Genomic DNA, 15,388 nt, shown 5'->3' on the forward strand with positions numbered 1-15,388 from the left:
TCAGCGGAAGGACGTGGGTACAGCCGGCTCAGTCGGCGACGGCGTAGGCCGTGCGCTGCGTGAGCGAAGGGCACGCCGGTGGGCGGCTGCCCTGGCCACGCAATGCGATCATGGCGGTCGCGGCCAGGTAGCTGAGCCGGTCGAACAGCGCGTTCCTGCCGATCAGCGGCGGTTGCACGCCCTTGCGACGCAGCAGTTCGTTCATCACGTGTTCCATCGCGTTGCGACGCGTGGCATCGGTGCTGTAGGTGAGGCTGATGGTGATCGACGGCTCGTCGCCGGTCTCCACCATGTGCGGACTGGTGATGGGGATGTACACGCCCGTGCCGGGGCTGACGGTGAACACGCGGGCACGTTCGCGGAACTCCTCGCGCCACTTCACCTGGTCCAGTTCATGGCGGGTGTGGAAGCAGTCACGGGCCTGCTCGCTGCATACCTCGATGTCGTCGGCGTCCCACACGTACACCTTCTTGGTGCCGTGGATCTGCAGCAGGATGCCGTGGTTGCGATCGATGTGGAACGGCGTGACGGTGTGCGGCGAGGCCACGAAGATCCAGCCGGCGCGGTAGTACATGCCCGGATCCTTGGCCTCGATGTGCGGCTTTATCGGATCCAGTGCCAGGTCGATCAGCGCGCGATAGGTCGGGTCCGCCTGCACGTGGCGCAGCAACATCCAGGCCTTGGCCTCGTTGATGCCCTGCAGTGTGTCAGTGACCGAGCGGCGATTGGGATACAGCCGCGCGACATCGTCGAAATTGGCGTCGGCGCCGGCGGTGTTGTTGAAGGTGAACAGGTGGCTGCTGCCCTGGAAGCGCTTGCCCAGGGCCACCAGCTGGTCGGGTTGCAGCAGTGGATGGTCGGTGAGCCCGTGGCGAACGGACTGCATGCGCCAAGGATCGAAGTTGGCCCAATCCATCTCGATCAGAGCGGCCGTGCTGGCATGCATGGCTTACACCCTCCCCCGCGTGGTGCGGAACTGACTCGTCGAACGAGTGCCCCTGGTGTTCGGTCGGCGACCGCTGGCCGGGGCATCGAAACGGCCCTCGCTGGCGGATTTGCCTTGCCTTGAATGAGTCCGATTGTCGGCCGTTCGTGCCGCTTTTTCCCTAGACCATCCCGGCTAGTCCAACGCCTATCCCGTCCTGCCTATGCCGCGTACGATGGCGTGGCAAGCTTGCGGAAAAGCGCTGTCAGGCCGCGTCTTCGTGCGATGCAAGCATGCGATGGACGCGCTGGCCGACGCGGGCGATGCCGCACTTGGCGTGGTCGACCAGGCGATTCCGGCCGATTGGGTGGGGACGCAGTCCGAGCCGCCGCATGCGCGCGTTGAAGCGGTGGGCATCAGTCCACATGTCGGACTGGCGGGTGCGGAAGGTGAGTGCGAGCGATACCGACAGCTGCGGTCCCGTGTGCACACGGTGCGGTGCAATGAACGGGTGATGCACGCCGGTGCCGGGTTCCAGGGCGTACGAGGCAGCCTTGGACTCGAACGAGGGGTGGTAGGGCGGCTTGAGTCCCACGCGGGCAAGCAGGTGGTCCTTTTGTTCCGCGCTCATGATCTCGTCGTCGTCCTGGTCCCACAGGTACACCGTCTTCTGGCCGCGCACCTGCAGCAGGAAATTCATCTCGCGGTCCATGTGATAAGGCGTCACCGAATCCTGCGCCGAGATGAAGACGTAGGACGAATACCAGCTCATGGTCGGATCGAGCGGCTCGGTTTGCGCCGCCACCTCGCCGAGCAGCCCCTCGATCAGTGGCCGGTAGCTGGCGTCACGCTCGGGATTGTTGATGCACAGGTAGGAGCCCAGCTCCTCGAAGCGTTCGAGCACGTCCTCCAGGTGCATTCCCTGGCGGTACTTTTCGTAGGAGGTTTCGAAGGTGGCGTCTCCAGGAATCCGGCCCATCCGCACCAGCATCTGCTCGCGGGGCAGGCGGCGGCACAGGGCGAACAGCTCGTCCAGCCCGAACAGCGGATGGCTTGCCAACTGGTGCCGCACCAGGAACGGGCGGCGGTTGTAGGCCGTCTGCAGGGTCGAGGGCGCAAGGTCCAGCCACGGCGTACGCTGCGCGCGTCCACGGGCCAGAATGTCGCCGTATTCCCGGCTTGAAAGGTATTGGCCAAGCATGATGTCGGCTCCCCCAGCATTGGAGCGTTGTGTCGCGTCAGTGCGTATCGGCCGGCCTGGCCTGGAATGCGAACAGCCAAAGTATGGCGCCCTGGATCGGTGAACCAATCCAACGGACGTTATAGGTGCCGGCGGCGTCCACGCGCTTGTAGGCCACCGCGCATTGCACGCCGCTGTTGTCGGGCAGCATCAGGTAGCTGTCGAGCAGGGTGAAGCCGCTGTCGGGCCGGGTGGTCATGTGCTTGAACGCGCCATCGCCCCACCACACGGCCACCAGCAGCGCCGGCCCGGTGGTGGTGACGCTGCCGCTGCTGAGCACCAGCCCGGGCTCGGCGTAGTTCTGTGCCACATCCTGCAAAACGCCGGCATGGGTCACTTCGATGAAGGGCAGGGAGATTTCCCCTTCGGGATAACCCGACTTGTCGACCCGCACGGTGTGGCCGGCTCCGCCCTTGCCCGCCAGTGCCACGTAGGCGGTGACGTTGAAGGCATCGCCGTAGCCGTTGTAGCTGACGCTGCGCCCGATCCGCTTCCAGCGGTTGGCATAGCTGTCGTCGGGCGCGTTGGCGTTCTTGGCATAGCCGCCGTTGAGCACGATGAAGGAGCTGCCGGAGGGCTGCGTGTCCATCGGCGCGGTGACTGCCGGCGTGACACCTTCGCCTTCGGAATGGGTCAGCAGCGTATGCGCGCCAAGCGCCGGCGCGGAAGCCTCCAGGGCGGCCGGTTCCTGCGCAGCTGCCGCCAATGGCAACAAGGCGAGCAGGGCCGCCAGCAAGGGATGCCGATGACGGCGGTTATCGCTGGCGCGCTCGGGCATGGCACGGTGCTCCGTACTGGATAAGTGGCTTATTGCGCGTGGCAAGCTGCTGTGCCAAGAATGCCGCCGCGTTCGCCGAAGGGGCGGCAACGCGATGGCATTGCCACCCGCAGGGGGACACCGGCTTGGCCAGCGAGACGGATTTTCTCGACATGTACCGGACGCTCGGCCTGCGTCCCGGCTGTCCATTGCCCGAGCTCAAGCAGGCATTCCGCCGCCACGTCGCGCGGATGCATCCGGATCGCCAGGGGGCCGCTGCCGTCGATGCGGCGACGACGGCGCGGTTGCAACGGCTGATCGCGCAATACGACGCCGCCATGGATTTCCAGCGCGAACATGGGCGCCTGCCCGGTTCGGTGAGCCGAGTGCGTTTTGCCGTGCCCGATGCGGCGCCGGCTCCGGTGGCATCGCCGGTATTCACGCCGGTGCCGGGGCCGATGCGGGGTCGCCCGGCCTGGCGCCATCCGCTGTTGGTGTTGCTGATCCCTGCGGCGTTGCTCGCGGTCCTGGGCTGGGAGATCGCCGGCCATCCTGCGGTGAACAGCTCGTCGGCCGAGTCGTCATCGGCGGAGCAAGAAGCATCGCCGCTCGGTAGCGCGGCGCCCGCGGCGTCGTTGTCGCTGGGCATGTCGCATGAGGACGTGCGGGCCCTGCTGGGTGATCCGGTGAGCGTGGAGGGCGACCGCTGGGTATACGGACCCTCATGGGTGCGTTTCGGCGGCGATGGGGTGAGCGACTGGTACAGCTCGCCACTGCGCGCGCTGGGCAGCTCGACCCGTACCCCGGATACGCCGCCGGTCATGCCGCGCACCGACGGCAACTAGCGCGCGCCACGCCCAAACAGCACCACCTCCACCGTCTGGATCAGGATCAGCAGGTCCAGCAGCAGGTTGTGGTTCTTCACGTAGAAAAGGTCGTACTTCAGCTTCTCCGCCGCTTCCTCCACGGTGGCGCCATAGGGGTAGCTCAGCTGGGCCCAGCCGGCGAGCCCCGGCTTCAGGCAATGGCGCAGGCTGTAATAGCGGATCTGACTGGCCAGGTCGGCCACGAACTGCGGGCGTTCCGGCCGTGGCCCCACGATGCTCATGTCGCCCTTCAGTACATTCCACAGTTGTGGCAGTTCGTCGATGCGCAGCTTGCGGCTGATGCGGCCAACGCGCGTCACGCGGTCATCGTTCTTGCTGGCCCAGCGCGCCACGCCATCGCGCTCGGCATCGGTGCGCATGCTGCGGAACTTGAGCAACTGGAACGTGCAGCCGTGCGCGCCGACGCGCTCCTGCCGATACAGGATGGGCTGGCCCGGGCCGGACTCCAGGCGGATGGCCAGCGCCTCCAGCAACATCAGCGGCCAGCACAGCAGCAGCAACACCGATGCGGCGCCGAGGTCGAAACAGCGCTTGCTCAGCTGGCGCAGCGGCGTGCCGTTGAAGCCGCCGGAGAATACCAGCCACGACGGGTCGAGGATCGCCAGCTGCAGACGCCCGGATTCGCGCTCGAAGAACGAGGTGAGGTCGGTGATGGCGATGCCCATCTGACGGCATTCGAGCAGGTCGTCCATCGGCAGGTGGCCGCGGCGGTCATCCACGCCCACCACGATCTCGTCGATCTGCTCGCGCAGCACGAAGGCATGCAGCGGGAGATTGGTGCGCACCAGTTGTTCGTCGGGCACCGCGACGGCCTCGCGCGCATGCGGGACGTAACCGACCACGCAGAAACCGCGCCGGTCGGTGCGCCGGCGCATCTGGTTGTGGATCTGCGAGGCCCGCGTGCCGGCGCCAAGGATCAGCACGCGGCGCTTGAGCGCCTCCACCTCCACCAGCCGCAGGAACAACAGGCGCAGCATGTATACCAGCAGGAAGCCCAGCCCCAGCGCGATGGCCAGCACGCCGCGGCCGACGTAGGCCTGCGGCACCACGTAGTAACCGATGACCAGCAGGATGCCGCCCATCACGAAGGCAACGATCTGTCGCGCGAGCAGGCCGAAGCGGCTCATGCGCATGTGGGCCTGGTATTGGCCCAGGGCCACCATGCCGACCACGATGACGGTAGCGAACACCAGTGCACGCTCAGGGAGGTGCACCGTGAATTCCGCCAGTTCATCAGCGTTGCGGAAATAGCGCGCGTAGGTGGCGATGCACAGCGAAACGGCCAGCAACAACAATTCACACAGGCCTAGCAGCATGAGCCAACGCACGGATTGCCGACGCAGGAAACGAAGCATCCGATCCCCCCTTTCCCCTAGTTGCAATCGCGTCCATTCAAACCGGAGAAAAGGCTATCGCGAGGCTTTCATCAGTGTCGATGCAACTTAGGTAAGAGCCGCGCAGGCGGCCGTTCGGCTGTCTCAGCCATGTAACACCAGCAATCCGTTTTACTGTGTGGGTGAGGCGGGCGAAGGATCGAGCCAGTACTGGGCGAAACCTTCGACATTGGCGGGCGCGGCCAGCGCGCCCAGCAGCCCATGCTGCAGTTGCAATGGATGAACGCGGCAGGGCGGAAGCGCCGAGGCCGGCGCGGGAGGATCGATCAACGGCCCCGCGGGTGCGCTGGTCATCGATGGCGCCGAGCGCAGGCCTACGCCGAATGCCTTGAGCAAGGCTTCCTTGCGCGTCCACAGCGCGAGCAGGGCGGGTTCCCGTTGCTCGTAGGCCAAGGCGTTGATCGTGGCTGCCTCATCCGGCGTGCAGATCTCGCCGGCGAGTTCGCGCAGGGGCGCGCGGGGTGGCGATTGCTCGATATCCACGCCCAGGATGGCGGTGTGACCGATGCCGATCGCCACGTGCGTGCCGCTGTGGCTGAGGCTGGTGGCATAAGGCGTGCCAGGCAATTGCGGCTGGCCATGGAGAGCGAAGGCGAGCGTTACGTCCTGCACGGTGCAATCGAGTACGCAGGCCAGCGCCAAGCGCCACATGGCGTGCGCAAGCAGGAATATGTCGCGGTGCTGCGCGAGGCGAAACCGCCGTGACCGCTCCTGTTCGGCCGGAGACAGCAGCGCCAGCGTCCCGTCGGTCCATGGCTGCCAGCGGGAGCTGTCGAACAGGAGCACCAGGACGCCACCTGCCGGCAGCGGGCGGACGCCTGCCCGCCGTAGCACGCGCGCCGCATGCTGCTGGAACATGGATGCGCTCGCATGCGATGCAGGCATGGCCGCGTTCGTGGTGATCAGGAGTGGACCGATGCCAGGCCCGTACCGAGCAGGCGGCCGCGAAGCTCATCCGCGAGGCGCAGGCTGAGCGCCACGATGGTGAGGGTGGGAAAGGCCCAGCCACCCGTGGGAAACACCGAGCTGCCGGCGATGTGCAGGTTGTCCATGCCGTGCACCCTGCCGTGGCGATCGACCACGCCGGTGCGCGGATCGTCCGACATGCGCGTGGTGCCCATGTGATGCGCGGTGCCGTGCACGCGTGGTGCTTCGCCGCGATCGTCCTCCAACCAGGGTTCTGCGTGGAAGTGGGCGTTGCTGGCACGCGCCAGCTCGCTGCCGCACAACGCCGCGGCGTGGCGATAGGTATAGCGATCCAGCGCGGTGAGCCGCCAGTCGACGCACACCTTGGGTTGCCCGAGTGCATCGAGATAGGGGCCCAGCGTGACGCGGCTGTCCGGATTGGGCGCCTGTTCGAAAAAGCCCACCACCTCGATGTGGCTGCTGGTGACGGTCGGTCGGTCCGCCAGCTTGTGCAGGGCCGCGCGGGCGATGTCGCCGATGCCCAGGCCGAGCTTCAGCGCTGATAGCCCGAGGTTCGCCGGCGCGCCGATCGCCTCGGCGACGGGGCCGTTGCGCATGGCGGCATTCAAGCGCGCTTCGAGCAACGAGCCCTCGCTGGGCACGCTGCGCCGCAGTGCGGAGCGCAGCTCGCGCAAGGCGCGGATGCCGCGCGGCAAGGGGCCCTCCACGCCAAACGGATGGATGCGGCCATTGAGCACGCGATGCCGTTGCTGGTACGGGCGCGACAGGCCGATCTCCGGAAAGGTTGGCCGCTGGTGCTTGCCGTGGCGCCGCTCGTAGGGAGAGGTGACGCGATGTGGCGTGTCCGAGGCGAGCGTGCCGAGGCGACCGCTCGGATGGTCCATGAAATAGCGGCCGACCACGTCATGCTGGTTGCCGAGTCCTTGCGGCACCACCGAGTTGGAGAGCAGCAGCAGGCGGGCATTTTCGATGCCACCGCAAGCGAGCACGTAATGGCGTGCTCGCACCGTACCGCGATGGCCTTCGAGCGAGCCGATGCGCGCCTGGCGTACCGAGCTTCCGTCTGGCGAGGCCTCGAGTTCGAGCAGGTTGGCGTGCAGCAGCACCGTCACGTTCGGCGCCTGTTCCAGCTCCTGGCGATAGGCATCGCCGAACAGGATGGGCGTGCGCGCGAATACCTGGTTGGCCAGCTTGCCTTCGTCAAAGGCGATCGGCGTGCGTGGAGTGGGACTATCGAAGGAGCCGTCGCCGAATTCGAGGTCGTCGAGGCGGCAATAGGCGAGGGCCTGCCGGTAGTAGGGCAGCAGCTCGTCATAGTCGATCGGCCAGCCGCTGTGCGGCACCCAGTCACGTACCGAAAAATCCTGCCGGCTGAGCGGTATGCAGCCACCACCCCACAGGTTGCAGCTGCCTCCGAACACGCGCATGCGCGACGTGCCCGGGTCGAACGGTACCGGACCGACCGAGCTGCCCTCGTAGAGGGCCTGGTTGCGTTGTTCGCCGGCGAGCCCGCCGCTTTCGACCAGGCAGATCCGCAAGGAAGTGCCGATGAAGGCACGGGCGATGGCGATACCTGCGGCTCCAGCTCCCACCACGCACAGGTCGGCTTCCATTTTGGCCGGTCGCGAGCCGCTCAAGTAATCGATGATCACGCAACTCCCCCAAGGGATCCACGCTGCCGTAGGTACGCCGTGTTGCCATGGCGGATCTGATCCCGTCCGGATCGTGCGCGTCATTCGGAATGACTTGCGGCGACAGCCCCTACACGCCGTAGTACGCGCGGTACCAGCGTACAAAGTTGTCGATGCCGGTTTCTACCGACACCTGCGGCCTATAGCCAACGGCCTGTATCAGGTCGGTTACATCGGCCTCGGTGTCCGGCACGTCGCCGGCCTGCAGCGGCAGCAGCTCCATGATGGCCTTGCGTCCCAGGCACTGCTCGAGCACTTCGATGTAGTGCAGCAGTTCCACCGGTCGCTCGTTGCCGATGTTGAACAGGCGGTACGGCGCGACACCGCTGCTCGCCGGATCGGGCCTGTCGCTGTCCCAGTGCGCATCGATCGATGGCGCCTTGTCGAGCGTGCGGATCACGCCTTCGACGATGTCGTCGACGTAGGTGAAGCTGCGCTTGTGCCGTCCGTGGTTGAACACGCGGATCGGTTCGCCGGCAAGGATGGCCTTGGTGAAAAGAAACAGGGCCATGTCCGGCCGACCCCATGGCCCGTACACGGTGAAGAAGCGCAGGCCCGTGCTGGGAATGCCGTACAGATGCGCGTAGCTGTGCGCCATCTGCTCGTTGGCCTTCTTGGTCGCCGCGTACAGCGTGAGCGGATGCTCGGCCGACCTGTGCTCGGAGAAGGGCATGGCGGTGTTGGCGCCATACACCGAGCTGGTGGAGGCGAACACGAGATGTTCCACGCCATGCTGGCGGCAGCCCTCAAGCACATGCAGGAAGCCCACCACGTTGCTGCTGGTGTAGACGTAGGGATTCTGGGCGGCGTAACGCACGCCGGCCTGGGCGGCCAGGTGCACCACGCGCTGCGGGCGATGCTGCGCGAACGCGCGTTCCATCGCGTCGCGATCGGCCAGGTCGGCGTGGATATGGGTGTAGCCGCTACGCTCGGCGAAACGCGCCAGTCGCGCCTTCTTCAGGGTGACGTCGTAGTAGTCGTTGAGGTTGTCCAGGCCCACCACCTCGTCGCCACGGTCGAGCAGGCGTTCGGCGACGTAGGAGCCAATGAAGCCGGCGGTACCGGTAACCAGCACTTTCATGATCGTCAGTCCTCAGAGTCGGCCGTCCACCGCCTCGCGCGGCAGCACGTACTTCACGTCGTATACCACCGACTGCGGCTTGCCGAAGGCACGGATGCCCTGGGCTCCCAGTGCGACGAACTCGCGATGCCCCACGGCGATGATCACCGCGTCGTAACTCGCGGTATCCGGTTCGGCCACGGGCGTGAGCGCATATTCGTGCTCGGCCTCGCGGGCATTCACCCACGGATCGTGTACATCCACCTGGGCGTTGTAGCCGCGCAGCGCGTGCACGATGTCCACCACGCGCGTATTGCGCAGGTCCGGGCAGTTTTCCTTGAACGCAAGGCCGAGCACCAGCACGCGGGCCTGCACTGGATTGATGCCCTTGCGCACCATCAGGCGGATCACTTCGCTGGCGATGTACGGGCCCATGCTGTCGTTGGTGCGGCGACCGGCCAGGATCACGTCGGGGTGGTGGCCCACCTCCTGCGCCTTGTGCGTGAGGTAGTAGGGGTCCACGCTGATGCAGTGCCCGCCCACCAGGCCGGGGCGGAACGGCAGGAAGTTCCACTTGGTCCCTGCGGCCTGCAGCACTTCCAGCGTGTCGATGCCGAGCTTGTTGAACAGGATGGAGAGGTCATTCACCAGCGCGATGTTGAGGTCCCGCTGGGTGTTCTCGATCACCTTGGCGGCCTCGGCCACCTTCAGCGAGCTGGCGCGGTGCGTGCCGGCGGTGATGATGGACCCGTACAGCCGATCGACGAAGTCCGCCGTCTCCGGGGTCGAGCCCGAAGTGACCTTGAGTATGCTGGTGACGCGGTGCTGCTTGTCGCCCGGATTGATGCGCTCCGGGCTGTAGCCCGCGAAGAAGTCGCGGTTGAACACCAGCCCCGAGCCCTTCTCGAGGATGGGCACGCACACTTCCTCGGTGCAGCCCGGGTAGACCGTCGACTCGTACACCACCACGTCGCCGGCCTTGAGCACCTTGGCCAGCGTCTCGCTGGCTCGCACCAGCGGGGTGAGGTCGGGGCGCTTGGCTGCATCGATGGGGGTGGGCACCGTCACGATGTAGACATTGCGGTCGGCGATGGCGTCCTGCTGGCTGCTGAAGCGCAACCGCGTGGCCGCGACGAGCTCTTCCGGGCTGACTTCCAGCGTATTGTCGAGACCGGTGCGAAGTTCCTCGATGCGGCCCTGGTTGATGTCGAAGCCGCCCGTGTCGTAGCGCTTGCCGAACTCCACGGCCAGGGGCAGTCCGACGTAGCCGAGTCCGATGATGGCGAGCTTGGTGTCTTCCAGTTGATGCATGCCGGGCTTCCGCTGTCTGTTTGATTGGGGCAGGGAGCCACCCGCGGCCTGTCCGCTGGGTCAGCCGTGGCATGAATGACGGTGCATGCCCCCTGCCGGTCGCCGGCGCGCGGACGCATGCCTGGGCGGTGCGGCATGCGCGTCAGCGCTGGCAAGGCTAGCAGGGTCGTCCCGGAATTCCGCTAGGCCAGAGGTTGCTTGCCGGATGGCGGATGCATGAGGCGTGAGCAGGTTATCGCCGGGATGGCCTGCGGCATCGCGTACCAGGTGAGGTGTCGCCGCCCGTAGGGCCGGGGCCGGTTGGGGGGCGTGGGACGAGGCGGGGGCGTGACAATTTGCGAACAGCAAGATATTGCGAATCATTCTCAATATTGTTACGTTATTGACCTGTCGATGGCCGGAAGTCTCCACCTCGCCTCGACAAGACTCCCTAACCCACTGAATCAACAGGTGAAAGGCTCCCGTGTGACGGGGCGGCCTGCGTACGCCTGCGCGAAGGATCGAGCATGACTGGCAAAGCATTTGTGTCTTCCTCGGCGAACCCGCCCATCCGGCTGGCGGTCAGCGCCCTGGGCCTGGCCCTGGCTTCCACCGCTGCGGTCGCATCGCCGGACGCCACCGGCGATACCGCGGCCGACCCGCAGGACGCGCAGAACCTCGATGGCGTGAAGGTGCGCTCCACCGTCGTCAACACCACCTCGCCGAAGTTCACCGCGCCGCTGCTCGACACGCCACGCTCGGTGACGGTGATTCCGCAGGAGATCATCCAGCAGACCGCGGCCACCTCGCTGCTCGACGTGCTGCGCCAGGTGCCCGGCATCACCTTTGGCGCGGGCGAGGGCGGCAACCCGAACGGCGACCGCCCGATCATTCGTGGCTTCGACTCGGAAAGCTCGGTGTTCATTGATGGCATCCGCAGCTCGGGTTCGCAATCGCGCGAGATCTTCGACATCGACCAGGTCGAAGTGCTCAAGGGCCCCAGCTCGGCCTACACCGGCCGCGGTGGCGTGGGCGGCAGCATCAACCTCGTGACCAAGGCGCCCAAGGCCGAGAACTTCGTGCGTGGCACGGCCGGCATCGGCACCGACAACTACTACCGCGGCACCGTGGACTGGAACCAGCAGGTGGGCGAGGACACCGCGTTCCGCCTCAACGTGATGGGCCACAGCAACGACGTGCCGGGCCGCAACGGGCCGGACATGTCGCGCTGGGGCATTGCGCCGTCGGTGACCTTTGGCCTGCGTTCGGCCACCAGCGTCACGTTGAGCTACTACCACCTGCAGAGCGACGACACGCCGGACAGCGGCATCCCGTACAACAACCCGTTTGCCGCCACCAGCCCGTACGCGAAGCTCAACGGCGACGGTCGCCCGTATTCGGTGCCGCGCGGTACCTATTACGGCTGGCTCGATCGCGACTACCAGAAGCAGAGCAACGACATCGGCACGATCCTGGTCAAGCACGATTTCGGTGATGGCTGGCTCTTGCGCAACACCACCTTGTACGGCCGCTCGACCAATGACTACATCTGGACGCAGCCGGACGACAGCCAGGGCAACTTCCTGGTAAACGGCGGCGTCTGGCGCCGCAACAACAACCGCGACAGCAGCACGACCAACCTCACCAACCAGACCGATCTCACCGGCGAGTTCGAGACCGGCTCGCTGAAGCACAGCCTCGCGGCCGGCATCGAGCTCAGCAGCGAAAAGACCCAGCGCACCAGTTACCTGGTCGATCCGGCCAAGAATGCGGCCGACACGCACAATACCGGCTCCATCACCAATGGCGCCTGCAGCCCGAAGTACGGCATCGGCGCTCCGTCCGGCTACTGGTGCACCGACGCGCAGAACCCCACGCCGCATGACCCGTTCAACGGCGTCATCATCGGTGGCCAGAATCCGACCCGCATCGTCACTGACACGCGCTCGGCCTGGGCGTTCGACACGGTGACGTTCAGCCCGCAGTGGTCGGTGAACGGCGGCGTGCGCTTCGACAGCTTCAACACCCGTTCCACCAGCACCACGACCAGCACCGGTGCCGTGGCCCGCGTCAAGAACGACTCCAATTTCTGGAACTACCAGTTGGGCGTGGTGTACAAGCCCGCGGCGAATGGAAGCATCTACCTTTCGTGGGGTACTTCGTCGAACCCACCAGGCGTGGATGCGGGTGACGGCGCCGATGGCATCGCCATCACCAATGCCGACCTCAAGCCCGAAAGCAGCCGCAACCTGGAGCTTGGCACCAAATGGGACGTGCTGGACCAGCGCCTGTCGCTGACCGGCGCCGTGTTCCGCAGCGAGAAGACCAATGCGCGCGTCGCCACCGGCGGCCGCGGCAGCCCGCAGATCAACGCTGGCGAGCAACGCGTGGACGGCGTCGAGCTGGGCTTCAGCGGCCTGCTGACCGAGCACTGGAACGTGTTCGGCGGCTACACCTACCTGGACAGCAAGCTGGTGAAGACCGGCCCGGCGGATACCGCCAGCCTGGGCAACCAGTTCCCGAACACGCCGAAGAACAGCTTCACCCTGTGGACCACCTATGCGATCACCTCGCAGTGGACCGTGGGCGGCGGCGCGTATTACCAGGACAAGGTCTACGGCAACACGGCCAACACCAAGTGGGTGCCCGCGTACACCCGTTTCGACGCGATGGTGTCCTACCAGGTGAATCCGCGCCTGTCGCTGCAGCTGAACGTGCAGAACCTCACCAACAAGTACTACTTCGACAAGGCCTATGCGGCGCACTACGCGTCCGTGGCACCGGGCCGGGCGGGGATCCTGACGGCCAATTTCAATTTCTGATAGCTTCGGCGACTGGCCGCAGGATACGCGGCCAGTCGATCAAGCAAGGAAATCACCATGTTGCTCCACGTGCCCGAGGTCCTGACCGCCGACGAACTGGCAAGTTGCCGCCAACGCCTGGCGCAGGCGCCATGGGCCGATGGCCGCGTCACCGCAGGCCATCAGTCGGCCCTGGCCAAGCACAACCTGCAACTGCCGGAAGACGCGGTGGAAGCTCGCGAACTTGGTGCGATGGTGCTGGAGGCACTGGCGCGCAACACCACGTTCTTCGCCGGAGCGTTGCCTCGCCACATCTTCCCGCCGCTGTTCAACTGCTATCGGGGCGGGGGCTCGTTCGGTCTGCACGTGGACAATGCCATCCGCTACGACCGTCGCGGCGGGCAGGGCATACCGGTGCGTACGGATCTTTCTGCAACACTTTTCCTGAATGATCCACAGGAGTACGACGGCGGTGGCCTGATCATCGAGGACACTTTCGGCACCCATACGGTCAAACTGGCCGCTGGCGATATGATCCTGTATCCCTCCAGCAGCCTGCATCAGGTCGAGCCCGTGACGCGCGGAGAGCGCCTGGCCTCGTTCTTCTGGATTCAGAGCCTGGTGCGCGACGAGCAACAGCGTCGTATGCTTCTGGAACTGGATGTCTCCATCCAGAGTCTTACCCAGTCTCATGCGCCACATTCCGACGTGCTTCGATTGACCGGCATCTACCACAACCTGCTTCGCGCCTGGTCCGAGACATGAGCGGCACGCTGGGCCCTGCGCGCAACGACGATCTGCTTCATCTGCTGCGGACGTCGCCTTCGCGCGTTCACGCTACGCTGCTGGCCCAGGCGCTGGCCGGCGACGCCGGATCGCAGCTGGCCGTGGCGCAGACCTATCTCGAAGGCATCGGTTGCGCGCACGACGCCGCCGAGGCCATGTACTGGTTCCAGCATGCCGCCCACCAGGGCGAGCCGATGGCGATGAACATGCTTGGGCGCATGCACGAGAATGGCTGGGGCGTGCCGGTGAACTACGAGTTGGCCGCGGTGTGGTACCGCGAGTCGGCCGAGCACGGTTCGGACTGGGGCATGTACAACTACGCCCACGTGTTGGCCAATGGGCGCGGCATGCCGGCCGATCGTGCCATGGCGTTCCATTGGTTCGGCCGCGCCGCCGAGGCCGGCCATGGTCGTGCCATGCACTTCCTTGGCCAGTACTACGAATTTGGCTGGGAAACCGAGCCCGATGCGGAGATGGCGTGCGAGCTTTACCGCCGCTCTGCAGCGAAGGGTGATTACCGCGGCGAATGCAGCTGGGCTTCGGTACTTACCGAACAGGGACGCATCGAGGAAGCCTGTGTCCTGCTGCGTTCGGCCATCGCCAAGGCGCCGGCCTATTTCGTCGAGGCGTTGCGCAGCGACCTTAGCCAGTCCCGCCACCCCGAACTACGCGCGCTCGCCGAGACCGCACCGGCCTGATTCGGCGGGTATCGCACCCGGACGCGCTGCGTGCAGCGCATCCGGGTGGCCTGGCGATTACGACCAGTTGCTGTCGTCGAAGCCGCCGTCGAAACCGTCGCTGCTGTCGTCGAAGCTGTCGTTCGATGCGAAGTTCTGGTCGTTGAAATCGCGCGACCGGTTGTTGTCGTCGTAGAAATTGTTCTCGGTGACGTTCTCGATCACCGTCGGCTGGCCGCCACCAAAGAAGCCGCCGCCACCGTGGTGCCCGCCGAGCAGGCTTTCAATGCCGTCGAACAGGAACATGCCGCCGGCGACACCTGCGGCGGTGGTCGCCGCCTGGGAAAGAAAGCCGGGTGCGGCCGGCGCAGGCTGGGCGGGTGCGCCACCGAACAGGCGGTCGCGCCAGCTGGGCTGGGCTGCCGGCTGCGGCTGGACCTGTGGCGGTACCGGAGGCGGTACTGCATTCCAGGCCGGCGCCTGCTGGCCGCCAAGGAAGCTGCCGCCCCCTTGCTGCTGGGCACCGAGCTGCGCCTGCAGCTGGGCGATCTGCGCCTTCGCGCCTTCCAATGCCTGCTGTTGCAACAGGCTGCGCTGCACCAGCAGGTAAACCGCATCGGGCTGGCTGGCCAGGCGTTGGCGAATCAGTGCATCGGCCTGTGGATCCTTGGCCACACCGCCTGCGGCGGCCAGGCGCTGGAGAAATTCATCGAGTAGCTGTTGTTCCTGCGGTGTCATGACTTGCGGATCTCCGTGGGATGGCGGACGGCCCCACTCTGGTGCGCAGCATGCCAGAGCGGGCAGTGCCGGAAGTGTGCTCTCCCGGCACGACATCAAGCCCACCATGCCATTGGTTTGCCTGGCAGTCAGTCTGGTCGCACGTTCCTTCGATAGTGCGCCTCGCCCGCCAGGGCCACGCTATCGCCGGGTCCTCTGTGCGACCTGCGTCGATG

Annotated in this window: 13 protein-coding genes; 4 read left to right on the forward strand and 9 right to left on the reverse strand. The window is 65.9% G+C overall.

Annotated features, from left to right (window positions below; all coding sequences use genetic code 11):
• Nucleotides 1–28 precede the first annotated feature (28 nt).
• From DVU99_RS02120 to DVU99_RS02130, 3 genes are all read right to left on the reverse strand, one after another.
• Nucleotides 29–946, reverse strand: coding sequence for a cupin-like domain-containing protein (locus DVU99_RS02120; protein ID WP_114238542.1), 918 nt, complete (start codon nt 944–946; stop codon nt 29–31).
• Between the two features lie 244 nt (nt 947–1,190).
• Nucleotides 1,191–2,126 carry a hypothetical protein gene (locus tag DVU99_RS02125; RefSeq protein ID WP_198670155.1) on the reverse strand — a complete coding sequence of 312 codons (936 nt, stop codon included), beginning with the start codon at nt 2,124–2,126 and terminating at the stop codon, nt 1,191–1,193.
• A gap of 37 nt (nt 2,127–2,163) precedes the next feature.
• Nucleotides 2,164–2,943, reverse strand: coding sequence for a hypothetical protein (locus tag DVU99_RS02130; protein ID WP_114238543.1), 780 nt, complete (start codon nt 2,941–2,943; stop codon nt 2,164–2,166).
• A 125-nt stretch (nt 2,944–3,068) separates the two neighbouring features.
• On the opposite strand from DVU99_RS02130, the gene DVU99_RS02135 reads away from it, so the two are divergent.
• Entirely contained in the window at nt 3,069–3,767 is a 699-nt protein-coding gene (locus DVU99_RS02135) for a hypothetical protein (protein ID WP_232823409.1), read from the forward strand.
• On the opposite strand, the gene DVU99_RS02140 is transcribed toward DVU99_RS02135, so the two are convergent.
• The 5 genes from DVU99_RS02140 to tviB form a co-directional block, all read right to left on the reverse strand.
• A complete protein-coding gene (locus DVU99_RS02140; RefSeq protein WP_114238545.1) occupies nt 3,764–5,164 on the reverse strand; it encodes a TIGR03013 family XrtA/PEP-CTERM system glycosyltransferase in 1,401 nt (466 codons plus the stop codon). The genes DVU99_RS02135 and DVU99_RS02140 overlap by 4 nt on opposite strands.
• A gap of 150 nt (nt 5,165–5,314) precedes the next feature.
• Nucleotides 5,315–6,088 carry a 4'-phosphopantetheinyl transferase superfamily protein gene (locus tag DVU99_RS02145; protein ID WP_114238546.1) on the reverse strand — a complete coding sequence of 258 codons (774 nt, stop codon included), beginning with the start codon at nt 6,086–6,088 and terminating at the stop codon, nt 5,315–5,317.
• A gap of 17 nt (nt 6,089–6,105) precedes the next feature.
• A complete protein-coding gene (locus tag DVU99_RS02150; protein WP_114238547.1) occupies nt 6,106–7,782 on the reverse strand; it encodes a GMC oxidoreductase in 1,677 nt (558 codons plus the stop codon).
• Nucleotides 7,783–7,891: 109 nt separating this feature from the next.
• Complete coding sequence (locus DVU99_RS02155) at nt 7,892–8,902, reverse strand: NAD-dependent epimerase (RefSeq protein ID WP_114238548.1); 1,011 nt, start codon at nt 8,900–8,902, stop codon at nt 7,892–7,894.
• Nucleotides 8,903–8,914: 12 nt separating this feature from the next.
• Nucleotides 8,915–10,192, reverse strand: coding sequence for a Vi polysaccharide biosynthesis UDP-N-acetylglucosamine C-6 dehydrogenase TviB (gene tviB, locus DVU99_RS02160; protein ID WP_114238549.1), 1,278 nt, complete (start codon nt 10,190–10,192; stop codon nt 8,915–8,917).
• A 506-nt stretch (nt 10,193–10,698) separates the two neighbouring features.
• On the opposite strand from tviB, the gene DVU99_RS02165 reads away from it, so the two are divergent.
• The 3 genes from DVU99_RS02165 to DVU99_RS02175 are packed head-to-tail and all read left to right on the forward strand — an operon-like array spanning nt 10,699 to nt 14,456.
• Complete coding sequence (locus DVU99_RS02165; RefSeq protein WP_114238550.1) at nt 10,699–12,993, forward strand: TonB-dependent siderophore receptor; 2,295 nt, start codon at nt 10,699–10,701, stop codon at nt 12,991–12,993.
• Nucleotides 12,994–13,050: 57 nt separating this feature from the next.
• Nucleotides 13,051–13,737: a Fe2+-dependent dioxygenase gene (locus DVU99_RS02170; protein ID WP_114238551.1), complete on the forward strand. Its 687-nt coding sequence runs from the start codon at nt 13,051–13,053 to the stop codon at nt 13,735–13,737.
• Complete coding sequence (locus DVU99_RS02175) at nt 13,734–14,456, forward strand: tetratricopeptide repeat protein (RefSeq protein WP_114238552.1); 723 nt, start codon at nt 13,734–13,736, stop codon at nt 14,454–14,456. The genes DVU99_RS02170 and DVU99_RS02175 overlap by 4 nt, the downstream gene beginning before the upstream one ends.
• A 57-nt stretch (nt 14,457–14,513) precedes the next feature.
• Here DVU99_RS02175 and DVU99_RS02180 read toward each other — a convergent pair whose 3' ends face one another.
• Nucleotides 14,514–15,173: a DUF2076 family protein gene (locus tag DVU99_RS02180; RefSeq protein ID WP_232823410.1), complete on the reverse strand. Its 660-nt coding sequence runs from the start codon at nt 15,171–15,173 to the stop codon at nt 14,514–14,516.
• Nucleotides 15,174–15,388 lie beyond the last annotated feature (215 nt).

The sequence above is a fragment of the Dyella sp. C9 genome, assembly GCF_003332825.1.
In the GTDB taxonomy this organism is placed as follows: Bacteria; Pseudomonadota; Gammaproteobacteria; order Xanthomonadales; family Rhodanobacteraceae; genus Dyella.